At 57.8% G+C, this 25,449-nt stretch carries 20 protein-coding genes; 13 read left to right on the top strand and 7 right to left on the bottom strand.

Features of this window, described 5'->3' with window-relative positions:
- Positions 1–3 precede the first annotated feature (3 nt).
- Positions 4–1,062: a 2,5-dihydroxypyridine 5,6-dioxygenase gene (locus AC1RKC_RS02075; protein WP_129982901.1), complete on the bottom strand. Its 1,059-nt coding sequence runs from the start codon at positions 1,060–1,062 to the stop codon at positions 4–6.
- A gap of 329 nt (positions 1,063–1,391) precedes the next feature.
- Here AC1RKC_RS02075 and AC1RKC_RS02080 point away from each other — a divergent pair, with 329 nt between their 5' ends.
- The 5 genes from AC1RKC_RS02080 (at position 1,392) to AC1RKC_RS02100 (ending at position 6,179) form a co-directional block, all read left to right on the top strand.
- Positions 1,392–2,543: an FAD-dependent monooxygenase gene (locus tag AC1RKC_RS02080; RefSeq protein WP_041414542.1), complete on the top strand. Its 1,152-nt coding sequence runs from the start codon at positions 1,392–1,394 to the stop codon at positions 2,541–2,543.
- On the top strand, positions 2,540–3,334 hold the full coding sequence (locus tag AC1RKC_RS02085; RefSeq protein ID WP_020826784.1) for an alpha/beta fold hydrolase: 795 nt from the start codon (positions 2,540–2,542) through the stop codon (positions 3,332–3,334). The genes AC1RKC_RS02080 and AC1RKC_RS02085 overlap by 4 nt, the downstream gene beginning before the upstream one ends.
- A 15-nt stretch (positions 3,335–3,349) precedes the next feature.
- The gene (locus AC1RKC_RS02090) at positions 3,350–4,102 is read left to right on the top strand and encodes a maleate cis-trans isomerase family protein (RefSeq protein ID WP_020826783.1); all 753 of its coding nucleotides are present in this window, start codon (positions 3,350–3,352) and stop codon (positions 4,100–4,102) included.
- Between the two features lie 9 nt (positions 4,103–4,111).
- On the top strand, positions 4,112–4,753 hold the full coding sequence (locus AC1RKC_RS02095) for an N-carbamoylsarcosine amidohydrolase (RefSeq protein WP_493092179.1): 642 nt from the start codon (positions 4,112–4,114) through the stop codon (positions 4,751–4,753).
- A gap of 118 nt (positions 4,754–4,871) precedes the next feature.
- Positions 4,872–6,179: an MFS transporter gene (locus tag AC1RKC_RS02100; RefSeq protein WP_048759082.1), complete on the top strand. Its 1,308-nt coding sequence runs from the start codon at positions 4,872–4,874 to the stop codon at positions 6,177–6,179.
- A gap of 191 nt (positions 6,180–6,370) precedes the next feature.
- On the opposite strand, the gene dcp is transcribed toward AC1RKC_RS02100, so the two are convergent.
- From dcp to AC1RKC_RS02130, 6 genes are all read right to left on the bottom strand, one after another.
- Positions 6,371–8,572 (bottom strand): peptidyl-dipeptidase Dcp, encoded by a 2,202-nt coding sequence (dcp, locus tag AC1RKC_RS02105; protein WP_493092178.1) that lies wholly within the window; start codon positions 8,570–8,572, stop codon positions 6,371–6,373.
- Between the two features lie 166 nt (positions 8,573–8,738).
- Positions 8,739–9,512, bottom strand: a complete 774-nt coding sequence (gene xdhC / locus AC1RKC_RS02110; protein WP_493092177.1) for a xanthine dehydrogenase accessory protein XdhC — start codon at positions 9,510–9,512, stop codon at positions 8,739–8,741.
- The gene (gene xdhB, locus AC1RKC_RS02115; protein ID WP_493092176.1) at positions 9,496–11,898 is read right to left on the bottom strand and encodes a xanthine dehydrogenase molybdopterin binding subunit; all 2,403 of its coding nucleotides are present in this window, start codon (positions 11,896–11,898) and stop codon (positions 9,496–9,498) included. Before xdhB ends, xdhC begins: the two co-directional genes overlap by 17 nt.
- Positions 11,891–13,321: a xanthine dehydrogenase small subunit gene (gene xdhA, locus AC1RKC_RS02120; RefSeq protein WP_493092175.1), complete on the bottom strand. Its 1,431-nt coding sequence runs from the start codon at positions 13,319–13,321 to the stop codon at positions 11,891–11,893. The genes xdhB and xdhA overlap by 8 nt, the downstream gene beginning before the upstream one ends.
- The gene (gene guaD, locus AC1RKC_RS02125) at positions 13,318–14,649 is read right to left on the bottom strand and encodes a guanine deaminase (RefSeq protein WP_115058889.1); all 1,332 of its coding nucleotides are present in this window, start codon (positions 14,647–14,649) and stop codon (positions 13,318–13,320) included. The genes xdhA and guaD overlap by 4 nt, the downstream gene beginning before the upstream one ends.
- A gap of 310 nt (positions 14,650–14,959) precedes the next feature.
- On the bottom strand, positions 14,960–16,135 hold the full coding sequence (locus tag AC1RKC_RS02130; RefSeq protein WP_493092174.1) for an ROK family transcriptional regulator: 1,176 nt from the start codon (positions 16,133–16,135) through the stop codon (positions 14,960–14,962).
- A 100-nt stretch (positions 16,136–16,235) separates the two neighbouring features.
- On the opposite strand from AC1RKC_RS02130, the gene AC1RKC_RS02135 reads away from it, so the two are divergent.
- The 8 genes from AC1RKC_RS02135 (at position 16,236) to fecA (ending at position 25,298) form a co-directional block, all read left to right on the top strand.
- Positions 16,236–17,486 carry an extracellular solute-binding protein gene (locus AC1RKC_RS02135; protein WP_493092173.1) on the top strand — a complete coding sequence of 417 codons (1,251 nt, stop codon included), beginning with the start codon at positions 16,236–16,238 and terminating at the stop codon, positions 17,484–17,486.
- A gap of 9 nt (positions 17,487–17,495) precedes the next feature.
- The gene (locus tag AC1RKC_RS02140) at positions 17,496–18,404 is read left to right on the top strand and encodes a carbohydrate ABC transporter permease (protein WP_493092263.1); all 909 of its coding nucleotides are present in this window, start codon (positions 17,496–17,498) and stop codon (positions 18,402–18,404) included.
- Positions 18,394–19,233, top strand: coding sequence for a carbohydrate ABC transporter permease (locus tag AC1RKC_RS02145; RefSeq protein ID WP_261138190.1), 840 nt, complete (start codon positions 18,394–18,396; stop codon positions 19,231–19,233). Before AC1RKC_RS02140 ends, AC1RKC_RS02145 begins: the two co-directional genes overlap by 11 nt.
- Positions 19,234–19,253: 20 nt before the next feature.
- Positions 19,254–20,207: a carbohydrate kinase family protein gene (locus AC1RKC_RS02150; RefSeq protein WP_493092172.1), complete on the top strand. Its 954-nt coding sequence runs from the start codon at positions 19,254–19,256 to the stop codon at positions 20,205–20,207.
- Positions 20,207–21,286: an ABC transporter ATP-binding protein gene (locus AC1RKC_RS02155; protein ID WP_129940547.1), complete on the top strand. Its 1,080-nt coding sequence runs from the start codon at positions 20,207–20,209 to the stop codon at positions 21,284–21,286. The genes AC1RKC_RS02150 and AC1RKC_RS02155 overlap by 1 nt, the downstream gene beginning before the upstream one ends.
- Positions 21,287–21,379: 93 nt before the next feature.
- Entirely contained in the window at positions 21,380–21,901 is a 522-nt protein-coding gene (gene fecI, locus AC1RKC_RS02160; protein WP_046373637.1) for a ferric citrate uptake sigma factor FecI, read from the top strand.
- Entirely contained in the window at positions 21,901–22,857 is a 957-nt protein-coding gene (gene fecR / locus AC1RKC_RS02165) for a ferric citrate uptake sigma factor regulator FecR (protein WP_261460582.1), read from the top strand. Before fecI ends, fecR begins: the two co-directional genes overlap by 1 nt.
- A 110-nt stretch (positions 22,858–22,967) precedes the next feature.
- On the top strand, positions 22,968–25,298 hold the full coding sequence (fecA, locus tag AC1RKC_RS02170; RefSeq protein WP_493092171.1) for a TonB-dependent Fe(3+) dicitrate receptor FecA: 2,331 nt from the start codon (positions 22,968–22,970) through the stop codon (positions 25,296–25,298).
- Positions 25,299–25,449 lie beyond the last annotated feature (151 nt).

Consider the following 25,449-nt stretch of genomic DNA (forward strand, 5'->3'; position numbering starts at 1 on the left):
AGGTTAGCCCTGGCTTACTCGGGACGCCGCAGGAGCCACCACTTCGCCATCCGCCACTACCGTCGTGCCGTCCAGGCTAATGTCGCAATGGCGCAGCGCGATATCCATGTGGCACGGCGTTTTACGCGTACCACCGACTTCGGTATTCGGCCCGGTGGAAAAAAGGAAGTTGCCATAGAAGGCACGTGCATCCATACACATCCCGTCGTTTTTGTCGTGCAGCCCCATCGCCGTCCACTGTGCACGTGGCTGTAAGCCCCAGCCGATGTGCGAGATGCCGTACACTTCCGGATCGTTGAAATATTTCATGTACTCCCGAAGATATTCCGCCTCAAACCCCCCGTGAATACGCGTCACAAAGCCCTTGTCTATCTCCAGCGTGATCCGTTCCCGCGCATAGCTCTTGAACGGCAGCAGGATATCGCCCACATCCAGCACCAGTACCCCTTCGGCCTGTTCCTCATTCGGCCAGGTGAACAGGAAGCCGCTTGGCCAGTGATCCCAACGTCCCGGTTCGTCGGCGTAACCGTATTCGGTTACCGTGGGGTATTGCCCCAGCGGGGCGCGAAAATCGCTGCCGGCGACAGATTTCACCTGCATTAATTTTGCCTGTTCCAGCACGGCAGCCGCCGCCAACACTCGCGCTTTGTCTTCCGCATTAGGCAACATCCGTGCCAATACCTCCGGCGGCTCGACCGCCAGCAAAATACGCGTGCCGGTCTTAAGGATTTGCTCCTGCTCCGGCGAGTGCAGCAACATCATGGTATCGACCACCAGATCGGCGGCCTCCAACGCTCGCTGCGCCGCATGGTTGCCGGTCAATGCCGTATCACCGCAATAAGCAGTCATGTCGTTGCCCATGGCGCGCGGATGGTTAAACGAGGGCAACTCCACCGCATAAACCTTAGCGCCCAATCGCAGTGCAGCATCGGTAGCTGCGCGTACCGTGCGCGCATCGGAATAGTGACTTTTCAGGATCGCCACGCTTTGCGAAGCATCAACCTTTGACAGCGTAAGCACCTGCTCGAACAGCTGAACCAACTGACTATCATTGACCGCCATGCGGTATCTCCTGTTTTGCCTAAAGGGGTCGACGCGCCCGGCGCCAACGAGGTTATTTTGTACAAATTACAGTGAATACACTCTTTTAATTATCTAAGACTAAAAACCCACCGGAAGCAAGAAGCCCGAGACACCTATAAGCAAATCCTATTTTAAGCCCTTACCATCCTGTGATTAACATAAGGTTAACAGAAACCGGCAACCAATTAGCGTGAGCCAAGTCAAAATTAACACTTGTGCAACTTTGCGTTATTTAGCGTATACACTATAAATCGATTATCCGTTATCGCAGCGGATAGCAGGTAAAAAAACCAACAGTCAGGGGAAAAATGATGAGCAAACAACAACGCATTGCCGTAGTCGGCGCCGGTTTGGGTGGCGCCGCCGCCGCCGGTCTGCTGCAAAAAGCGGGCTTTACCGTCGATCTGTACGAACAGAGTCCGGTGTTTTCACGATTGGGTGCCGGTATCCATATGGGGCCAAACGTATTGAAGATTTTCCGCCGTCTCGGCATTGAACAACCCTTGGAGCAAATGGCGTCTCACCCGGACTTCTGGTTCAGCCGCGACGCCGAAACGGGTGATTATCTATCTCGCATCGAACTGGGGGCATTTGCCCGCAAAGAGTACGGTGCCGCTTACGTGACGGTACACCGCGGCGATCTGCAGGCCTTGCAGATGGCGGCGCTGCAACCGGGCAGCGTGCATTTTGGCAAGCACCTGAGCAAGATTGAAGAGCGCGAAAACCATGTGGTGCTGAATTTTGCCGACGGTACTCAGGCCAGTGCAGACATCGTGATTGGCGCCGACGGCATCAATTCCCGCATTCGCGAACACCTGCTGGGCACTGAAGCCCCTACCTACAGTGGTTGGGTGGCGCACCGGGCGTTGATCCGCGGCGATAAACTGGCCAAATACAACCTGAGTTTTGAAGACTGCGTTAAATGGTGGTCGGCGGATCGTCACTTGATGGTCTATTACACCACCCAAAAGCGTGACGAATACTACTACGTCAGCGGCGTGCCGCACCCGGCATGGGATTTCCAGGGCAGCTTTATCGACAGCAGCCGCGAGGAAATGTACGAAACCTTCGCCGGTTATCACCCGATTGTGCAGGCATTGATCGAGTCCAGCGAACAGGTCACCAAATGGCCGTTGCTGAACCGTAAACCGCTGCCGTTGTGGAGCGAAGGCCGCATGGTACTGCTCGGCGATGCCTGCCACCCGATGAAACCGCACATGGCTCAGGGCGCAGCCATGGCAATCGAAGACGCCGCCATGCTGGCGCGTTGTCTGCAGGAAACCGGCCTGACCGACTACCGCACCGCTTTCCAACTGTATGAAGCCAACCGCAAAGAGCGCGCCTCTCGCGTGCAGGCGGTATCCAATGCCAATACCTTCCTGCGCACGCAGGAAGATCCCGCCTGGGTTTACGGCTATGACCTGTATGCGCAAGCGCTGAAATCGGAGAACGCCGCATGAGCCACTTTCTGTATGGTGCCAACGTGCAGGCCAACGGCATTCGCCAGCACTATCTGCGCTACGGCGGGCAAGGCCCGGTGGTGATCCTGATCCCCGGCATCACCAGCCCGGCGATCACCTGGGGCTTCGTCGCCGAACGACTGGCTGAAAAGTACGACACCTACGTGCTGGACGTGCGTGGGCGCGGACTATCCGCCAGCGGGCCGGACCTGGCTTATGACGCCGAAACCTGTGCCCAGGACATCACCTCTTTCGCTTGCGCTTTGCAATTGGAAAACTACGCCCTGCTCGGTCATTCAATGGGGGCACGCTTTGCCTTACGCGCTGCCGCGCTCCATCCGGCAGGGGTGCGACGGCTGGTGCTGATCGACCCGCCAGTTTCCGGCCCCGGTCGGCGCGAATATCCGGGCAAGTGGCCCTGGTATGTCGATTCGATCCGTCAGTCACTGTTGGGTATGAACGCCGAACAGATGCGCACTTACTGCCCCAGCTGGAGCGAATCGCAGCGCCAACTGCGTGCCGAATGGCTGCACACCTGCTATGAACCGGCCATCCAACGCGCCTATGAAGATTTCCATCAGGTCGATAGTCATCGCGATTATCCCGCGTTGAGCATGCCGACATTACTGATGGTCGCGGGCCTTGGCGGCGTGATCCAGCAGGAAGACGAGGCGGAGATCCGCGCATTGCAGCCAGAGATAACTCTCGCGCACGTTGAAAATGCCGGACATATGATCCCGTGGGACGACTTTGACGGTTTCTTCCGTGCTCTGGGCAATTTTCTGGATTAATTAAGGAGTGGTGTCATGACTAAAAATTACCGCATCGGCCAAATCGTCCCCAGCTCCAACACCACGATGGAAACCGAAATTCCGGCGATGCTGAACGCTCGTCAGCTAATCCGCCCGGAGCGTTTCACCTTTCACTCCAGCCGTATGCGCATGAAACACGTCAGCAAGGCGGAGTTGGCGGCGATGGACGCCGAATCCGACCGTTGTGCTCTGGAACTTTCCGACGCACAAGTCGACGTGCTCGGTTATGCCTGCCTGGTGGCAATCATGTCGATGGGGCTGGGCTATCACCGTGAGTCACAGGCTCGGCTGGCACAGGTGACGCAAGATAATAACGCCGGCGCTCCGGTCATCAGCAGCGCCGGAGCGCTGGTCAACGGTCTGAAAGTGCTGGGGGCCAAACGCATTGCGTTAGTCGCCCCCTACATGAAACCCCTGACCCAAATGGTGGTGGACTATATCGAGCACGAGGGTATTGAGGTCAAGGTATGGCGGGCACTGGAGATTGCCGACAATCTGGCCGTGGGACGCCATGACCCGGCCAAACTGCCGGGCATTGTCGCCGAGATGGATCTGAGCGACGTTGACGCCATCGTGCTGTCCGCCTGCGTGCAAATGCCGTCCTTACCTGCGGTGGCTACCGTTGAAGCACAAACCGGCAAACCGGTATTGACCGCCGCCATCGCAACCACTTACGCCATGCTGACCGCACTGGAGCTGGAGCCGATCGTTCCCGGCGCAGGTGCCCTGCTGTCCGGCGCCTATTAAGGAGCAACTATGGCATCCGCAGCCGATAACTCACTCACCGATAATTACAGCGGCGTCTGGGGCAGCCGCATCGGCTTCGGCCGACATCCGGCCCTGCTGATGATCGATTTTATGCAGGGCTACACAACCGAGGGTGCACCGCTGTTCGCTCCCGGCGTGGTCAGCGCGGTCGAAGAGAGCGTGGCGCTGTTGGCCACCGCTCGCCAAACGGGAATTCCGGTGATTCACACCAATATCCGCTATCATGCGGGGCATTTTGCCGATGGCGGCATTTGGGTGAAAAAAGCTCCGGTTATGAAGGACATGGTGGAAGGCAACCCGCTGGCGGCTTTTTGCACGCAGGTAACTCCTCTGGCCGCAGAAGTGGTATTAAGCAAACAGTATGCCAGCGCCTTTTTCGGCACCTCTTTGGCCCCGATGTTGGTGGCGCTGGGCGTCGATACCCTGCTGTTGGCCGGTTGCTCCACTAGCGGCTGTATCCGTGCCAGCGCAGTGGACGCGGTACAGCACGGCTTCCGCACCATCGTCGTGCGGGAATGCGTAGGCGATCGTCACCCCGGGCCGCATGAGGCCAATCTTTTCGACATCGACAGTAAATACGGTGATGTCGTGACTAAAAAGGAGGCCCTCGACTATCTGAACCGGCTGTAACCCAGAGCTTCACCTGCACGGAGAGCTGAACAATAAAGAAGGCGCGGAAAGCGCCTCAAAAGCAAACACACAACGCTCCTCCTCCGGAGGCCACCATGCACCACCTGGAGACATCATCATGGCCATTGTTGAAACCCCGTTAACCGGGAAAGCGGGAGCAGAATCGCTTCTGTACCGCAAAATCACCTGGAAGCTGATCCCGTTCCTCTGTTTGTGCTATCTGGCCGCCTATCTCGACCGCATCAACGTCGGTTTGGCCAAGTTGCAGATGGCCGACCAATTGCAACTGAGCGAGGCCGCCTTCGGGCTGGGCGCCGGGCTGTTCTTTGTCGGCTATATCCTTTTTGAAGTGCCGAGTAACCTGATCCTGCAGCGCGTCGGCGCCAAGGTGTGGATTGCCCGCATCATGATCACCTGGGGCCTGCTTTCCGCCTGTACGATGTTTGTCACCACCCCCAACCAGTTTTACATCATCCGCTTTTTACTTGGCGTAGCGGAAGCCGGCTTCCTGCCAGGAGTACTGTATTATCTGACGCTGTGGTTCCCGACTTACCGTCGCGGCCGCATCATTGCGCTGTTCATGATCGGCCTACCCCTGTCTAGCGTGCTTGGCGGCCCGCTGTCTGGCTGGATCATGGGACATTTTGATATGCGACACGGGCTGCACGGGTGGCAATGGCTGTTTCTGCTGGAAGGCATTCCCAGCGTATTGTTGGGCGTACTCACGTTCTGGGTGCTGCCGAACAACTATCGACAGGCCAAATGGCTGTCCGAGGACGAAAAACAACGCATTGCAGAAGATCTGGCCCAGGACGACGCCGAAGCCAGCCACAGCAAGCACAGTTTTCGCGACGGTTTCTTTAACCTCAAAGTGTGGATGTTGGGTGGTATTGACTTCTCGATCCTGCTTAGCGCCTATGCCATGGGCTTTTGGATGCCAACCTTTATCAAGACTGCCGGCGTGACCAACATCACTACCATCGGCCTGCTGACTGCGTTACCGAGCGTTGCTGCCCTGCTGGGCATGTTGCTGATCGGTACCAGTTCCGACCGCATGCGTGAGCGTCGCTGGCACATCATTGTGCCCTTTATTGTCGGCGCGATGGCGATGGCCGGCAGCACGTTCTTCACCCATAACGTGATCGCCACGGTGTTGCTGTTCTCTGTTGCGCAGGCCGCAATCATCGGTGCGGTACCGGTGTTTTTCAGCCTGCCAGCCACCTTTTTGCGCGGCACAGCAGCGGCAACCGGCTTCGCGCTGGCCTGTTCGCTGGCAAACATTGCCGGGTTAGTGAGTAACTCGCTGATGGGGCTGGCATTGGACCTGACCGGTAAAAGCGGCGGCGCTCTGTGGGCATTCGCCGGGTGTCTGCTGATCAGTTCATTGCTGGTAGTTGCATTGCCTGCCAAGGTGGTTAACCGCTGAGGACGTTGGGCCCCGCTCGCGGGGCCTGACTTATTGGCAACCACAGGATCGGTCTGCCATCTTTGTCCTTGATTGCTCACGGGCCAAAATATCCGGCGCATGATAAATCCTCGTTTCGGCTATGTCCCGACGAAAAAAAGGACGCAAGAAACTTGCGCCCTTCCGGGAGTTTTGGGTTATGCCGCGAACTGTTATTCGTCTTTAAGACCGCGGTTGATCAACATCGGCTCGATGCTCGGTTCTTTACCGCGCCACTCGACGTACAACTTCTCCAGATCCTGGCTGTTACCGCGCGACAGCACCATATCGCGGAAACGCTGGCCGTTCTCCGCCGTCAGCCCACCGTGCTCGCTGAACCACTGGAAGGCGTCATCCGCCAGCATTTCAGTCCACAGATAGGCATAATAACCGGCGGCATAGCCGTTACCCCAGATGTGTTTGAAGTAGCTTGAGCGATAGCGTGGCGGCACGTAGCTGAGATCGATCTTGTCTTTCATCAGCGATTCGGCTTCGAATTTATCCACGTCCTGCTGCGGCTGATCGGCGCTCAGCATGTGCCAGTGCATATCCAACAGTGCCGCAGACAGCAGCTCGGTCATGTCGTAGCCCTTGTTGAACTTGTCGGCTTTTTTGATTTTATCGACCAGTTCCTGCGGCATGGCTTCACCGGTTTTGTAGTGTTTGGCGTAATGCGCAAAGACTTTAGGATCGCTGGCCCAGTGCTCGTTGAACTGCGAGGGGAATTCGACAAAATCACGTGCGGTATTGGTACCTGAAAGGCTTGGGTATTCCTGATCGGCGAACATACCGTGCAACGCATGACCAAACTCGTGGAACATGGTGATCACGTCGTCGTAAGACAGCAATGCAGGCTGACCTGCTGCCGGTTTGGTAAAGTTGGCAACGTTGTAAATCACCGGTTTGGTGCCTTTCAACTTCGACTGTTCGACGAAGTTGCTCATCCAGGCGCCGCCGCCTTTGTTGTCGCGTTTAAAGAAGTCGGTATAGAACAGCGCCATCGATTTGCCGTCTTTATCGAACACCTCATACACGCGCACGTCCGGCTGGTAAACCGGGATATCCTTACGTTCTTTGAAGCTGATGCCGTACAGCAGGTTGGCGGCATAGAACACGCCGTTGTTCAGCACGTTATCCAATTCGAAGTAAGGTTTGATCTGCGATTCATCCAGATCGTACTTCGCCTTGCGCACCTGTTCGGCATAGAACTGCCAATCCCAGGCGGCAACCTTGAAATCGCCTTTCTGCTGGTCGATCACCGCCTGAATGTCTTTGGCTTCTCGTTCGGCACGCGCAGTGGCTGCCGGGACGATATTACGCATAAAGCTCAGCGCCGCATCCGGCGTTTTGGCCATCTGGTTTTGCAGCTTCCAGGCCGCATAGTTCGGGAAGCCCAAGAGTTTGGCCTGTTCGGCACGAACTTTGGCCAGGCGCGCGATGGTCTGGCGAGTGTCGTTGCCGTCGCCCTTTTCTGCCCGGTTCCACGAAGCGTCAAACAGCGCCTTGCGAGTGTCTCGATTTTTCAGGCTTTGCAAATCCGGCTGCTGGGTGGTGTTTTGCAATACCAGTAACCACTGCTTGTCCAGCTTACGCTCACCGGCGGCCTGAGCGGCTGCGGCCAGTTCGCTTTCAGACAATCCGTCCAACTTACCCTTGTCGGCGATAGCCAGCGCACCGTCTTTGGTCGCCGCCAGCAGCTTGTTGGAGAACTGGGTACTCAGCGTCGCCGCTTCCTGGTTCAGCGCCTTCAGCTTGGTTTTATCGGCGTCGGAGAGATTGGCCCCCGCCAGCTCGAAGTTTTTGTAAGTCACTTCCACCAGGCGGCGAGATTCGGCATCCAGCTTCAGCGCATCACGCTGCTGATAAATGGTCTTGATACGCGCGAACAGTTTGCTGTTGAGCATGATGGCGTCGTCCAGCGCCGCCAGCTTCGGTGAGCTTTCTTCATCCAACTTTTGCAGCGCGTCGCTGGTGTTTGCCGAGGTCATGGCACTAAACACGTTCATCACTCGCGACAGCAACGCCCCAGACTGTTCCAGCGCCACGAAGGTATTTTTAAAATCAGGCTTGGCCGGGTTGTTGGCAATCTTCTCCACTTCCTCCAGCTTTTGCTTGATACCGGCATCAATTGCCGGGGCGTAGTCGCTCTCTTTAATCAAATTGAACGGCGGCGCCTGGAACGGCAGGCGACTTTGGTAGAAGAACGGGTTCTGGTTCTTTTTATTGTTGTGCTGGTTGGCTTCACCGGTCACGTTAGCCTCCTTCGCCTGACCACTCGGCAACGCGGTGTGGTCAGCGTGCGGGTTAGTTTCTGCTGCCTGTGCCTGCGAGCTCAGCGCCATGCCGATCGCCAACACCAATGTAGATAAACGCATCAAATCGAAACTCCTCCATGTTCACAGAATAAATTGCGCGGGAACCCCAGTTCCCAGGCCACATCCTAGCTTAGGCGCAGTTGGCAGTTTGAGCAAAAACAAGTGATTAGAATGTTGAGTTGGCCTAAGCATCAGGCTTTTGGCCTTCGGTTTAATGAAAACCTTTTCAGCGTAAACCTTGTCCGTAGCAGGCAATAACCTCTCCGGCCACCGCCACCGCGATCTCCGCCGGCAGTTTGCCCTTCACGTCCGGCAGGCCCAGGGGGCAGCGCATGGCGGCGATCGCCGTTTCGCTGATGCCGCGTTGGCCGAGCTTGTATTCGAAGCGTTTGCGTTTGGTCAGCGATCCGATCAGGCCAAAGTACCCTGCGTCGCCGCGACGCAAAATACGCTCCGCCAGTGCCAGATCCAGCGCGTGATCGTGGGTCATGACGATAAAGAAACTGCCCGGCGGCATGGCGTCGACGATCTCCAGCGGCTCATCGCTGATCTCTTGCTGCACCCCGGCGGGAATAACCCGCGGGAATTCCGCAGCGCGGCCGTCCACCCAGCGCACCCGGCACGGCAGCGTGGCGAGGATATTCACCAGTGCGCGCCCGACGTGGCCGGCACCAAACAGCGCGATCTGCGGGCGCGGCGATATCATCGGCTCAAACAGCACGCTGGTGGTGCCGCCGCAGCACTGGCCCAGTCGCGCCGCCAGCGGGAAACGCTCCAGCCGTAACTGGGGCGCAGCCTGTAGCAGCATTTCTCGGGCAATCGCCAATGCCTGAAACTCCAGATGGCCGCCGCCGATGGTATTCACCGCACGTTCGACGGTTACCAGCATTTTGGTACCCCGGTTGCGTGGCGTAGAGCCTCGTTCATCGACCAGCGTCACCAATACGCAAGGTTCACCGCGTCGCCGCAGATCGGCCAGTACTTCAATCCACTCGTCCATCGCCGTTCCCCCGCACGTCATCGGTGACAACGTCACCGTGTAACATCTGCTGCACGCCCCACAGCACCCGTTCCGGCGTGGCCGGTGCGTCAATGTTGGGTTGCAGGCGGTAATCCGCCAGGCTGGCGACCGCATCCTTGATCGCGCACCAAACCGAAATCCCCAGCATAAACGGCGGCTCGCCCACCGCTTTGGAATGAAACACCGTATCTTCCGGGTTTTTGCGGTTTTCCAGCAGCCTGACACGCAAATCGGCAGGCACATCGCCGATAGCCGGGATTTTGTAGCTGGCTGGCCCGTTCGTCAGCAACTTCCCTTGTTCGTCCCACACCAGCTCTTCGCTGGTCAGCCAGCCCATGCCCTGCACAAAGCCCCCCTCGACCTGACCGACGTCGATTGCCGGGTTCAGCGAGTCGCCCACGTCGTGCAGGATGTCGGCGCGCAGCAGTTTGTACTCGCCGGTCAGGGTGTCGATCAACACTTCCGCGCAGGCCGCGCCGTAGGCGAAGTAATAGAACGGGTGACCGCGGGCCTGGTCGCGATCGTAGAAAATTTTCGGCGTGCGGTAATAGCCGGTGCTGGCGAGCGAAACCTGATTGAAATACGCCTGCTCAACCACCTGCTCGAAGCTGAAATAACGCTCGGCCACTTTGACCTGGCCGTTATTGAAAATAATCTGCTCCGCACTGACCTGATGCTGTTTGCTCAGCATCTCGATCAGCCGCTGTTTAATGATCAGCGCGGCATTCTCCGCCGCCTTGCCGTTGAGATCCGTGCCGGATGACGCCGCCGTCGGCGAGGTATTCGGCACCTTGCCGGTATCGGTAGCGGTGATTTGAATACGTTCGATGTCCACCTGGAACACTTCGGCGACAATCTGCGCCACCTTGGTGTTTAGCCCCTGGCCCATTTCGGTGCCGCCGTGGTTAAGTTGAATGCTGCCGTCGGTGTACACCAGCACCAACGCACCTGCCTGGTTAAGGAAGCCGGCGGTGAAGGAAATACCAAACTTCACCGGCGTCAGCGCCAGCCCTTTTTTCAGGATTGGATTTTGCGCGTTGAACTGCCGGATCGCCTGACGGCGGGCCTGATAATCGGCACTTTGCTCCAGCTCTGCGGTGATTTCCTGCAGCAGGTTCTGCTCCACCGGCTGATGATAATGCGTAACGTTGCGTTGATCCTTGCCGTAATAGTTGTTTTTTCGCACCGCCAACGGATCGAGCGCCAGATAGCGTGCAATATGATCCATGACCTGCTCAATCGCCATCATGCCCTGCGGCCCGCCAAAGCCCCGGTAAGCAGTATTGGAAGCGGTATGCGTCTTACAGCGGTGGCCGGTAATCAGCACATCTTCCAGAAAATAGGCATTATCAGCGTGGAACATGGCGCGATCGACGATAGAACCCGAAAGGTCGAGCGAATAACCACAGTTGCCTGCCAGGCTGATTTTCACCCCGTGCAGCAGCCCGCTGTCGTCGAAACCTACGTCATATTGAATATAAAACGGGTGGCGCTTGCCGGTGATCAACATGTCATCGCGGCGGTTAAGGCGCATTTTGACCGGTCGCCCGGTGAGATGCGCCATCACGGCGCACAAACACGCAGGACCGGCAGCCTGCGTTTCCTTACCGCCAAAACCACCGCCCATGCGCCGCGTATCAATTGTCACTCTGTGCATTGGCAGGTTGAGCACCGAGGCCACCAGCTTTTGGATCTCGGTCGGGTTCTGAGTCGAGGAATACACCAGCATGCCGCCGTCCTCGGCCGGCATCACCGATGCAATCTGGGTTTCCAGATAAAAGTGTTCCTGACCGCCGACATGCAGCTCCCCCTGAATGCGGTGTTTCGCCTGCGCCAACGCGCGGTCGGCGTCGCCCCGTTGATGACGATGCGCCTCCTGCACCAGGAAACCTTCCCGTAAAGATTGAGTGACGTCCAACCGTGCCGGTAAATCCCGATAGGTCACTTTAATCGCCTGAGCGGCACGCCAGGCAATTTCCGGATCTTCCGCCGCCACAACCGCAATGACCTGTCCGACGTATTCCACCTTATCTTTCGCCATCAGCGGATCGCCGTGCGTTAAAGGGGCGATATCCAGTTCGCCCGGTACGTCCTGCCAGGTGATCACCCTTACCACGCCGGGAAAGTCGTAACAAGCCGACAGGTCCAGCTTTTCGATCTGCGCATGAGCCCGTTCGCTCAGCCTGGCCGCCAGATGCAATTGGTTCGGAAACTCAAGCCTGTCGTCGATGTATTGCGCTTCACCGCTGACGTGCTTGTCGGCACTCTCGTGCTTGCGGCTGCGGCCTACGCCGCTGGTTAACGACTGGCGGAAACGTTCTGCCAGGTGTTCCTGGGTGTGTTCGGTCCCTTTGCGATTACTCATGAGCGGTCACCTCTATTGCCAGCTGCAGCGCTGTCAGCGCAATGAAGTAGCGGCGCAGCAGGTTTTGCGCCACCAGCAAACGGTAAGCGCTGCTGGCGCGGAAATCGCTCAGCGGCGTAAAGTCCTGCGCCAACGCCTGTGCCGCTTGCTCAAGGGTTTCTCGCCGCCAGGGCTGCCCAACCAGTTGCTGCTCACAGAGTTCGGCGCGTTTCGGGGTCGCCGCCATGCCGCCGAACGCCACGCGGGCGCTGCGGATAACGCCTTGATCAAAGGTCAAATTAAAAGCGCCGCACACGGCCGAAATGTCGTCTTCCAGGCGTTTGGAGACTTTCCAGGCACGAAAGTCCGCCGGTGCGCTGGCAGGCAGGACGATACTTTCAATAAATTCCCCCGGCTGCAGTGCGGTTTGGCGGTAGCCAAGGAAGAAGTCGTTCAACGGCAGTTCACGCTGGGTAGCACCACAGCGCAGGATCAGCAGCGCGTCCAGCGCCAGCAATAAGGGCGCACCGTCGCCAATCGGTGAAGCATTGGCAATATTGCCCCCCAACGTGCCCTGATTGCGGATCTGCTGGGAAGCAAAACGCGCCAGCAGTTCACCAAAGGTCGGATGATAGTTGGCCAACATCGGATACAAATCGCTCAAGGCGGCGCCGGCGCCAATCACCAGACGATCGCCCTGCCAGCTTACCTGCCTGAGCGCCTCGATTTGGCCAATAGCGATGATCAGCGGGATATCCTGATGCCGCTGGGTGATATCCAGCGCCAGATCGGTCCCACCGGCCAGCAGTTTGGCCTGCGGGTGCTGTTGATAGAGCTGCGCCAGCTCATCGAGGCTCTGCGGCAGCAAACAGCGCTTGCCGTCAGCCTCCAGCGGCGTTGCGGCACGCATGGCCTGCAGCCGTTGCAGCGTTTGTGGCTGGTGGTGGTCGAAGCTGTCTGGCTTAGGGTTATCGCACGCCTGCTGCGCCGCCGCCAAAATCGGGCGATAGCCGGTACAGCGGCACAGGTTGCCGGCCAGTGCCTGCTGCGCCTGTTCGCGTTGATAAGACGCTGTGTTTTTTTGCAGGCAGAACAGCGACATCACGAAACCCGGTGTACAAAAACCGCACTGTGAGCCGTGGCAGTCGACCATAGCCTGCTGCACGCCGTGCAATTCCCCCTGCTGTTTCAGATCCTCTACGGTGATCAACTGTTTGCCGTGCAACGCGCTGACGAAGGTCAGACAGGCATTAACGCTGCGATAACGCAGCCGATCGCCTTCCGGCTCGGCCAACACCACGGTACAAGCGCCGCAATCGCCGGAGGCACAGCCCTCTTTGGTGCCGCAGCGGCCAAGGTCACGCCGCAGGTAGTTCAGCACCGTGGTGTTGGGATCGAGTGCGGTTTCTGTTTTCAGGGTTTGATTAAGCAGAAACTGGATCATGCCGCCTCCTGGCACTTGGCCGCTCGGTACACCACTTTGCCGTCGACGTAAGTACGATAAACATTGCGATCGTCACCCAGGGTCATCAACACAAACAGTTGCTCCGCCAGTTCGCGGCTGTTTTCATGTCGCAACTTTTGCAGCGGTGACACGGCCGGATCCAGCACCACAAAATCCGCCTCTTTGCCCACGTCGAAGTTGCCGATTTTGTCGTCGAGCGACAGGGCTCGAGCTCCGCCCAGCGTCGCGTGGTAGAAGGCTTCACAGGCGGAAAGCTGATAGCGCTGCAGCTGAGCGACCTTGTAAGCCTCACCCAGCGTTTCCAGCATGTTAAAGGTGGTCCCGGCCCCGACGTCGGTGCCGATACCCAGCCTGACCTGCTTCTGCCAGGCCTTTTGCAGGTTGAACAAACCGCTGCCCAGAAACAGATTGGAGGTTGGGCAAAAGGCGATCGCCGAACGGGTTTGGCACAGGCAATCCCACTCTTGTTCTTCCAGATGCAAACAGTGGGCGAACACGCTTTTCTCTCCGGTCAGCCCGTACTGGTGGTACACGTCCAGGTAGCTGCGGCTGTCGGGGAACAACTCTTTCACCCAGGCCACTTCATCAAGATTTTCGCTCAGATGGGTGTGCAGGTAGGCATCCGGAAATTCCTGGCGCAGCCGCTGCACCTGCTCAAGCAGCGCCGGGGTGCTGGTGGGCGCAAAGCGCGGCGTAATGGCGTAACTCAGCCGCTGTTTGCCGTGCCAGCGCTCAATCAGCGCTCGCGTTTGGCGGTAGCTCTGTTCCGGGCTTTCCAGCAAGGCTTCCGGCGCATGGCGATCCATCATCACCTTACCGGCAATCAAGCGCATGTTCAGCGCCGCCGCCTGGCGGAACAGCGCTTCAACCGACTGAGGATGCACGGTGCCAAATACCAGCGCCGTAGTGGTGCCGTTGCTTAACAGCTGCTGCAGAAAGAATGCCGACATTTTGTCAGAGTGCTGTTCGCAGCAAAATTGGCTTTCTGTCGGGAAGGTATAGTTTTTCAGCCAGGTCAGCAGTTGCTCGCCATAGGCGCCGATCATTTCGGTTTGCGGGTAGTGAATATGGGTGTCGATAAAACCCGGCACGATCAGTTTGTCCGGATAATGAGCGACCTCAAACCCCGGCGGCAACAGCGATTCGCCCTGCTGCCAGCTGCCGAACCAGGCAATCGCGCCTTCATGGAGCAGCATTAACCCGTCAGGAATATGGCGCAGTTGCTGACCTAATTGCTGCGGGTGATCCACGCAGGCCGCGATGTCGAAAAAATTGCCACGGATCGCCGTGGTGAATGGCATGTTCATTTTGCTTTCCTTTTCTACCGACCAGCGCACAGCACCCGGCTGAGTCAATTCAGCCTGGAGAGCGATGGCGGTCTTTTTATCGAACGCAGATGTTGATTTAAGAATAGCAAGCCGCGTGCCAGATGGTTTTTTATTGATTATTTATGTTTAAAAACAGAAGGATAAAATTCACCGAACAATATTCCGAGCCAACGAAAAATAAGCAGAATATAAGCAAACGGTTGCCCTTAAATAGCAACCGTTTGCTTATATTGGATTAATGATTAGCCTGCACCATTATTGGGCAAGAATATAAATCGTAGGATGGGTTTTATGACTTCAATAACACTTCATAACGGGGATTGAATTCATCAAACAGCGGCAGTGCCGCCGCCCCCAATGCGGCGGTATCCGCACCGGTGGTGCCCAGCCGCACCCGCAGGCCGTCGAGGTATTTGCTGCGCACCGAGCGATGCAGCGGCGCCAACCGTTTGATCAGTTGCGCCACGAGGCTTTCCGGCATCAGGCCGCCGATAATCACGGCTTCAGCGTCAAACATGCATTCAACAATGTTGATCGCCTGACGTAACGCAGGCACCGCCAAATCCAGCCAGGTGTCAATCTGCGACTGCGGCAATACCAGCAAGTCTTGTGGTCTGGCGCTCATCGGATCCAGCCCGCAGCTCTCGTAGGCCGCCTGCAGCGAGACATAACGTTCCAGGCAGCCCTGGTTGCCGCAGTAGCAGGCGCGCCCGCCCGGTTGCACAATCATGTGGCCGACTTCACCAGCATTGTGCGCATGGCCGGTATAAATTCGGCCATCGGTGAAAATCCCCGCGCCAAGCCCGGTACCGAGATACAAATAAATAAACGAATTCAGCTGTCTGGCTACGCCGTGCAAACGCTCGCCGATGGCGGCGACGGTGGCATCGTTCTCCAGCGTCACCGGCAGGCCACTTTGCGCGTTAAGTTCAGCCACCACATCGATATTTTCCCAACCGTTGAGCGTGGTCGGCCCCACCGACGAAATCCCTTCCACGCCAAACGGCCCCGGCATTACCACGCCGATCCCCAGCATTTTCCCCCAGGCCAGATCCGGCTGCTGGCGCATTTCTTGCAGTACATCACAAATCAGTTTCAAGGTCGCAGCAGGTTGCGGCTTTTGCACCATAATCAGCCGGTGGAAACGTACGCTGCCTGACAGATCAACCACGATCATCAGCAGGGACTGGTGATCCAGATGGATGCCGATGGAATACGCACTGTCTGGGTTAAGGGTCAACGGCGTGGCTGGCTGACCTCGCCCGCCGGCACGACGCGGCAGGTGCGAAGAGAGAATGCCGGCCTGTTCCAGCTCGGTTGCGATGTTTGAAACGGTTTGCGGCGTCAGTGAGGTCAGCCGGGCAATTTCGGCACGGGTCAGTTCTCCGTGCAGACGGATAGCCTCTATCACTACGCGCCGGTTGTGTGCGCGAGCATGTTCAAGGTTAGTGCCGGAAGTCGTCATAACTGCCTATGCAGAAAGGGAAATCGTCTTTGCAGTATGGTGCCCTCCAATAAAGCAATCAAATTGATTTAAAAATCTTTTTAACACCGGAGAACGCACAATGAAAAGCCATACCCTTGCCGCTACGACAGTCTGTACTTTGTCTGCCCTGGCGCTCAGTCTCTCATCCGCCTATGCCGCCCCCACGCAAATTAGCGCGTTGTTTATGACCCAGGCGGCCTACAGTGAAAACGATATCCGCGCCATGACCGTGGACTTCAGCAAACAACACCCGGATATCACCGTTAATCTGGAGTTTGTCCCTTACGAGGCGCTGCACGATAAAATCGTCGCGGCGCGCGGTGCCGGCAGCAATGGTTACGACGTGGTGCTGTTCGACGCCATCTGGCCGGCGGAATTCACCAAGTTCGGCCTGCTGCAAGACGTCACCACGCGCATCAGCGCCGACGACAGCGCCAAAATCTTTGCCGGCGCCATGACCACCGTCACCTACAAAGACAAGCGCTGGGGCATGCCGTGGATCCTCGACACCAAATACCTGTATTACAACAAGGCCATGCTGGCCAAGGCCGGGATTGCCGCCCCGCCGAAAACCTGGCAGGAGCTGGAACAGCAGGCGGAAATTCTGAAGCAGAAAAACGTGGTCAAGTACCCGCTGGTGTGGAGCTGGTCACAGGCCGAAGCGCTGGTTTGCGACTACACCACGCTGGTGTCGGCCTTCAAGGGCCAGTTCATCCAGCAGGGCAAAATCACCTTCTCCAGCCCGGGTTCGCTGCAGGCCGCCAGCTACATGAAAGCGTCACTGGATAAGGGGCTCACCAACCCGAATTCTCGCGAGTATCTTGAGGAGGACGTGCGCAAGGCCTTCTCCAATGGGGATGCAGCCTTCGCACTGAACTGGACCTATATGTACAACATGGCCAACGATCCGAAGCAAAGCAAGGTGGCCGGCGACGTCGGTATCGTGCCTGCACCGGGCTCCGAGGCCGGTCAGGTTTCTGCGGTGAATGGCTCCATGGGTCTCGGCATTGCCAAGGCCAGCGCCCACCCCGATCAGGCCTGGCAGTACATCAGTTACATGACCTCGCAGCCGGTGCAGGACAAATACGCCAAGCTTAGTCTGCCGATCTGGAAATCCTCCTATGAGGATCCCGCGGTGCAGAAAGGTCAGGAACCGCTGATCGCTGCCGCCAAACAGTCGTTGAACGTGATGCTTTCGCGCCCCGAAACCGCGGATTACTCACGGCTGTCCAACGGATTGCAGCAGGACCTGCAGCAAATCCTGCAGGGCAAAGTCACGCCGCAGGCCGGGCTGGATGCCGCGACCCAAAGCGCTGCACGGTTGCGTTAAGCGATGACGATGCTCACTTTGCCCCAACGTGAGCGTCGTCAGGCATGGGTGCTGCTGGCACCCATGCTGCTGATGATGCTGCTGCTTACCGCCTGGCCGCTGGGTCGTACCCTGTGGCTGAGTTTTACCGATGCGGCGCTGGTCGGCGACGGCGTTGCGCCGGCCTGGGTCGGTGCGGATAACTTTCTTTATGCTCTGACCGACCCGGACTTTCAGGCGGCTCTGGGGCGTACGTTGTATTTCACCCTGGTTTCGGTGGCGTTTGGAGGGGTGATTGGCGTGCTGGTGGCGCTGTTGCTCAATCAAAAATTCCACGGTCGCAATCTGCTGCGGGTGTTGGTGATTTTACCCTGGGCGCTACCGACCATCGTCAATGCCACGATGTGGCGACTGAATTTCAACCCGGATTACGGCAGCATCAACGCGCTGCTGACTCAACTCGGCGTGATCGACCACTATCGCAGTTGGCTGGGAGACCCGGCTTCGGCACTCAACGCGGTAATGCTGGCGGACATTTGGAAGAACTATCCGCTGATCACCCTGCTGACGCTGGCGGCATTGCAAACCATCCCGGACGATTTGTACGAGGCGGCTCGGCTGGACGGCGCCTCTGCCTGGCGACGATTCCGCGCCATTACCCTCCCCGCCATTCTGGCGCCGCTGGCCGTGGCGTTGGTACTGCGTACCATCGACGCGTTCAAAGTGTTCGACATCATTTACGTGATGACGCGCGGCGGGCCAATGGACAGCACCAAAACCCTGAGTTTCTTTGTCTATCAGGAATCGTTCAGCTATCTGCGCGCCGGCAGCGGTGCCGCCTACGCCGTGCTGATGACCTTGTTGTGCGGCGTGCTGATTGCACTGTACATGCTGATGCTGTTCCGCCAGCGCAGAAGGAGCCTCGCCGATGAAGCCTAAACTCCGCCTGCTCTTGCGCTACGGCGCCGCGCTGCTGCTGGCAGTGTCGATCCTCGCACCGATGCTATGGCTGTTTCTGATGAGCGTCAGCTCTTCGGCCGATCTGACCCGCGTGCCGCTGGAATGGCTGCCGCGTTACTGGGATTTTTCGCGTTACGTCAGCCTGCTGTCGTTGCAACCCGGCCAACCCGGTGCGTTGTTTCTGCATGCGTTGTTCAACAGCCTGCTGGTTGCCTGCGGCGCGACGCTGATTTCATTATTGCTGGCCATTCCTGCGGCGTTCAGCTTTTCCCGCTACCCCGGCCGCGACGGCTGGCTGTTTGCCAGCCTGGCGATCTACATGGTGCCGCCGGTGGCTTTCGTGCTGCCGCTGTACTTTATCCTGCAACAGTTGGCGCTGTTGAACACCCATATCGGTCTGGTGCTGGTCTACTGCTCGCTGATCCTGCCGTTTCTTACCTGGATGCTGAAAAACCAGTTTGATGCCCTGCCGATCGACATCGAGCAGGCCGCCCGGCTGGACGGGTTACGCCAGTGGCAAGTGCTGTTGCGCATTACCCTGCCGCTGGCCAAACCGGCATTGGGTGCCTCGGCGCTGTTCGGCTGGTTGCTGGCCTGGGACGAATTTTTCTACGCGCTGCTGTTTACCAGCAATATTCAGGCGCAGACCTTGCCGGTGACCATAGCCGGTTTCACCGCCGGGCGGGCCACCGATGACGGGCTGATCGCCGCCGTCGGCATTCTGGCTGCCATTCCACCGCTGTTCATTGCCCTCTGGCTGCAAAAAACCCTGGTTAGCGGCTTAACCAGCGGCGGCAGCAAGGGCTAATTTATTCAGGGAAAATAGACATGATGAAGACCAACACCAAACCCACGCTGTACGTGGTGGGCAATATCAACGTCGATGTGATCATGAGCACCTTGCAGCAATGGCCACAGAAAGGAACTGAAGCGATGCTCGAACACAGTGAACTGCGCCCCGGCGGTTCAGCAGGCAACTGCGCACTGGCGCTGGCAGCGCTGGAAACCCCTTACCGGCTGGTGGCCAATCAGGGCAATGACTATTTCAGCCCCTGGCTGGCGCAGCTGTTTCCGGACAGTTCGCCGTATTGGCCGATCTACAGCTGCGAAACTTCGCTGACTTTCGGCGTCACCCACCCCGACAATGAACGCACGTTTTTTAGCAATCAGGGGCATATTACCCGCCTCAGCCAGGACGATGTGCTGCATCAGATCCCTGTATTGGCCGGCAGCGGCGACACCGTTTTGTTGTGCGGCACCTTCCTGTGCACCACCTTGTTGGCGGACTACCCGGCGTTGCTGAAGACCCTGCGCCAGCGCGGCTATCGCATTGCGGTTGATACCGGTTGGCCCCCACAGGGCTGGAGCGAACCGTTACGCACACAAATCGCCGACTGGTTGCCATTCTGTGATGTTTTGCTGCTCAATGAAGTGGAAACCTGCGGCATGGCGGGCAGTGAGGATCTGTACACCGCCGCTCGCACCCTGAATCGTCAACAGCCTGCCGACGCCGCCTGCGTGGTGAAATGTGGCCCGGATGGTGCGCGCATGTGGTGCGGCGAACGGTTATTGCAGGCGGCGGCACATCCGATCAAGGTGGTCGACACTATTGGCGCCGGCGACAGTTTCAACGCCGGTTTCCTGACCGCCAGCCTTCATGGCCACTCGTCAGCAGTGGCGCTGCGCTGGGGTATTCGTGCTGCCAGCCACGCTATCAGCAGCTCACCGCGCCAGTATCTGGACTGGAATACCCTGAAAACCTGCGCCGGAGAAATGGTCTGATGGCAAGTGTAGAACTGGTAAAAGTGGCCAAATACTACGGCAAACAGCGGGTATTGAACCCCTTGGATCTGGTGATCCCCGACGGCAGTTTTACCGTGCTGGTCGGCCCGTCAGGCTGCGGCAAGTCCACGCTGCTGCGCCTGTTGGCCGGGCTGGACAGCCTGACGGAAGGCACGATCCTGCTGGATAAAAAGAAGATCAACGATCTGGATCCTGCCGACCGCGACATCGCCATGGTGTTCCAGAGCTATGCGCTCTATCCGCACCTGACGGTGGCGGAAAACATGGCTTTTCACATGCAGGTGATGAAGGTAGCCAAGGCCGAGCAGCAGGCCAAGGTTCAGCAAGCAGCGCGCATTTTGGCGATCGATCATCTTTTACAGCGCTATCCAAAAGAACTCTCCGGCGGCCAACGGCAGCGGGTAGCGATGGGCCGCGCCATGGTGCGTAATCCCAAAGTATTTTTATTCGACGAACCGCTGTCCAATCTCGATGCCCAACTGCGTATGGAGTTGCGTGCCGAGATCAAGGCCCTGCATCAGCAGTTCAAAACCACCACGGTGTATGTCACCCACGATCAGATTGAAGCCATGACGCTGGCGGACCAAATCGTGGTGATGAAAGACGGCAATATCGTGCAGCAAGGCAAACCGTTGGAGATCTACGACGCCCCCGCTGATACCTTTGTGGCGCGCTTTATCGGCTCACCGCCAATGAACCTGTTGGACGGCGTCGTCACGCCGCGCAACGACCGGCCTGGCGTCACCTGTGACGAACTCTGGCTGCCATTGCCCGCAAAATGGCAGCATGTTGTGGCAGGCAGCAAGGTGATCCTCGGGCTGCGTCCCCATGACTTCCACCTGGTCGACACCAGCGAGCAACCTGCCGCCCAACTGCGACTGATGGAGATCACCGGCGATGTCAGCCTGCTGCATATCAACTGGGGCGGTTATCGGCTGCACGTACAGTTCAACGGACGAATTAACGCACAAAGCGACCAGCCGCTGTGGTTAGCGCCCAACCGTGATGCGATCCACCTGTTCGATGCCGCGACGGGACTGCGCTTGAGTGAAAGTTGAAAGTTCGCGTGGCCAGGGATGGCGTCAAACTTGAAACGATAACCATTCTCAATTATCATCCGCGCATCTTTTTTGACCGGCAGCGCGGAACCCATGTCAGCCACAGCCCCTACTTCCTCAGATGCGCTTACACGCCTCTACGCAACCCATCACGGTTGGCTGCGGGGCTGGCTGCAACGTCGACTCGGTTGCGCTTTTGACGCCGACGACCTGGCACAGGACACCTTCATGCGGGTCCTGAAAAACGACTCCGCCGCCGCTATTCGCGAACCCAAAGATTTTTTGGTCACCCTCGCCAAGCGGGTGATGGTCGATTTCTTCCGCCGCAAAACGCTGGAGCGCGCTTATCTGGATATGCTGGCGCTGATGCCGGAGGCGCTGGCGCCCTCACCCGAACAGCGCCACAGCCTGCTTGACAGTCTGCAACACATCGACAGCATGCTCGACGGGCTGGGGCCGAAGATCAAACAGGCCTTTTTGCTGTCGCAGCTCGAAGGACTGGGCTATGCCGAGATTGCACAACGCCTCGGCGTTTCGGTCAGTTCAGTAAAAAAATACATGGCCAAAGCCGCCGAGCACTGCCTGCTGTTCAGCCTGGAAACAGAATACCCGTAATGAGCCACACCCTCACCCCCGAGCAGCGCCAGGCGCTGAAAATGGCCGCCCAATGGTTTGCCCTGTTATGCGACGAAAACGTCACCGAGCACCAACGGCAACAGTGGCAGGCCTGGCACCAACAAAACGAAGATCACCGCTGGGCCTGGCAACGCGTTGAAGCACTGCAAAGTCAGTTGCAGGGCGTACCTGGAAAATTCAGCTATCGCACGCTCGACCAGGCCGGCCGCCAGTCCACGCTGGATCGCCGCACCCTGCTGAAAAGTCTGTTGCTGTTGCTGGGCGTCGGTGGCAGTTGGTTGGGCTTTCAGTCCCCGTTGGGCCGCGAGCTGCGCGCCGACTACCGCACCGCTACCGGTGAAATTAAACCCATCGTCCTCAGCGACGGCAGCCAGTTGGTACTCAATACCGCCAGCGCTGTCGATGTTCGCTACAGCGCTGAAAAACGGCTGATCCTGCTGCACAGCGGAGAAATCAGTTTGATTACCGGCCGCGACGACCGGCCGTTTTGGGTCGAAAGCCGGCAAGGTGCCATGCGCGCACTCGGCACCCATTTCCTGGTGCGAGAAAACGACGATCAAACGCAACTGACGGTGCTTGAACACGCCGTGGAAGCCCAACTGGCACAGTTCCCACAGGAAAAACGACGGGTTAACGCCGGGGAACAAATCAGCTTTAGCGCTGCGGCATTCGGCCAACAACAGGCAGCCGGCAACGGCGACAGCTGGACCCGCGGCGTGCTGAGCGTCAGTCAATGGCGGCTGGATCAGGTGCTTGCCGAACTGGCGCGTTACCGTCACGGCCGTTTGGATTGCGATCCTGCCATTGCCGGCCTACGCGTGAGCGGCAGTTTCCCCCTGAGGGAGCCCGATCGCGCACTCCTGCTGCTCAGCCAAACGCTGCCGATCCGGCTGCAAAGCTTTACCCGTTATTGGTTAAAAGTGGTCCCCGCCTGATTTATTTAAATGAAAATGATAAAAAATCTCATTCTTGATTGTCCCTTTTTCGTTTTCATCCGACTCCAGTTAAAACACTGCAGCAAAAAATAGAATAATCAGGAGAAGGTATGAACAATTTTTGGGGAAAACCGCTTCAACCACTGGCGGTCGCCGTGGGTCTGGCATTCGCTTCACCCTTGCTGGCAGCGCAGACAGCACCGGTTGCCGCTACCGCTTATCAGATCCCCGCAGGCGATCTGGATGGCGCGTTAAATGCCTTTGCCGCCCATGCCGGCATTGCGCTGTCCGTTGACGGAAGTTTGACCGCCGGCAAGCGTTCACCAGGGTTGAAAGGCAACTACGACGTTAATCAGGGGCTGAACGCACTGCTGGCAGGCAGCGGCTTGCAGGCCAAGGCGTTGGGGGCTAATGGCTTTACGCTGGTCAAACAGCCGACGGTGCAGCAAGAACAAGACATCACCGTGGTCGGTGACTGGCTGGCTGAAGGCCGTCAGATTGACGTATTCGAACACGCCGGCGCGCGTGACGTGGTGCGCCGAGAAGAGTTTGCCAAAACCGGCGCCACCACCTTGCGAGAAGCGCTGAATCGCGTGCCGGGCGTGGTTGCTCCGGAAAATAACGGCACCGGCAGCCACGATATGGCACTCAATTTCGGCATTCGTGGTTTGAACCCGCGCCTGGCCAGCCGTTCGACGGTGCTGATGGACGGCATTCCGGTGCCCTTTGCCCCTTATGGCCAGCCGCAGCTGTCGCTGGCGCCGGTATCCCTCGGCAATATGGATGCGGTAGACGTGGTCCGCGGCGGCGGTGCCGTACGTTACGGACCGCAAAGCGTCGGTGGCGTAGTGAACTTTGTCACCAAGGCCATCCCGAAAACCTTCGGCATGGAAGCCGGCATGCAGGGCCAACTTAGCCCGACCTCCCGTCAGGATCACCCCAAAGGCACCGGCAACCTGATGATCGGTGGTACCGCCGACAACGGCTTTGGCAGCGCGTTGCTTTATTCCGGCACCCGCGGCAGCGACTGGCGCGAACACAGTTCGACCAAAATCGACGACGTGATGTTGAAAAGCCGCTATGCGCCAAACGAGGTGCACACCTTTAATAGCTTATTGCAATATTACGAAGGCCAGGCCGATATGCCGGGTGGATTAAGCCGGGCGGATTACAACGCCAATCCATTCCAGTCTACGCGTCCTTATGACAAATTCTGGGGCCGTCGCCAGTTGGCCAACTTCGGCTATCAATATCAGCCGGATCAGCAACACAAATTCGACGTGCAGAGTTTCTATACCTATACCCTGCGCAGCGGCTATCTCGATCAGGGCAAGAACCTGACGCTTTCGCCGCGCGAATATTGGGTACGCGGCGTGGAGCCACGTTACAGCCAAAGCTTCCGCTGGGGCCAGTCGGCGCATGAAGTCGGCGTAGGTTATCGCTACGTCAGCGAATCGACCCATGAGCTACGCTACTACAGCAAGGCCAGCAGCGGCGTATTACCTTCAACCAGCAGCCCTTACGATCGCGATACTCAGTCCGGCACTGACGCCCACGCCTTTTACATTGATGACCGCATAGATATCGGCGATTGGACCATCACGCCGGGCATGCGCTATGAGCATATCTCTTCCTATCAGAATAACTACATCAAGAATAATCGCCTCGACGTCAGCTACAACGCCCCGCTGCCGGCGCTGAATGTCATGTATCATCTGAACGAATATTGGAACCTGTACGCCAATACCGAAGGCTCGTTCGGCACGGTGCAATACAGCCAGATGGGTAAAGCGGTCGACAGCGGCAATATCGAACCGGAAAAAGCGCGAACCTGGGAACTGGGCACCCGCTATGAAGGCGATGCGCTGCAAGGCGAAGTTGGCCTGTTCCTGATCAACTTCAATAATCAGTACGATTCGAACCAGGTCACCGACAGCGTCACCGCACGTGGCAAAACTCGACACGCCGGGCTGGAGGGCAACCTGCGTTACGATCTGTCGCAGTTGACTCCCAAACTGGACGACGTGACGGTTTACGCCAGCTATGCCTATGTCAACGCCACCATCCGTGAGGAAGGCGCCTACAAAGGCAACCAGGTGCCGTTCTCACCGAAGCATAAAGGTACGCTGGGGCTGGATTACACGCCGGGCAGTTGGACGTTCAACCTCAACAGTGAATTCCAGTCCAGCCAGTTCGCCGACAATGCCAACACCGTGGCGGAAAGTGCCGACGGCAGTACCGGCCGCATTCCTGGCTATATGCTGTGGGGCCTGCGCGCCGCCTATGATTTTGGACCGGAAATGGCCGGACTGAATCTGGGCCTCGGGGTTAAAAACCTGTTTAACCATGAATATTTCACCCGCGCTTACGACGATAACAACAAGGGGCTATACATCGGTCAGCCACGAACTCTGTATTTGCAAGGTTCAGTGAAGTTCTGATTTCCCTGTGCGGGCGCAAGCGCTGCGCCCGCTAATTATCACCCGCTCAACCTCTTTTTAACCTCGGCGCAATGCGTTATCCTCAAAAACTCTTCCGGCGTTAACATTTTTGAAACGGGGTTTCTGTCATGTCCGCATCCTGTCCGCGCTT

The sequence above is a fragment of the Serratia sp. GW822-FHT06E05 genome, assembly GCF_058799445.1.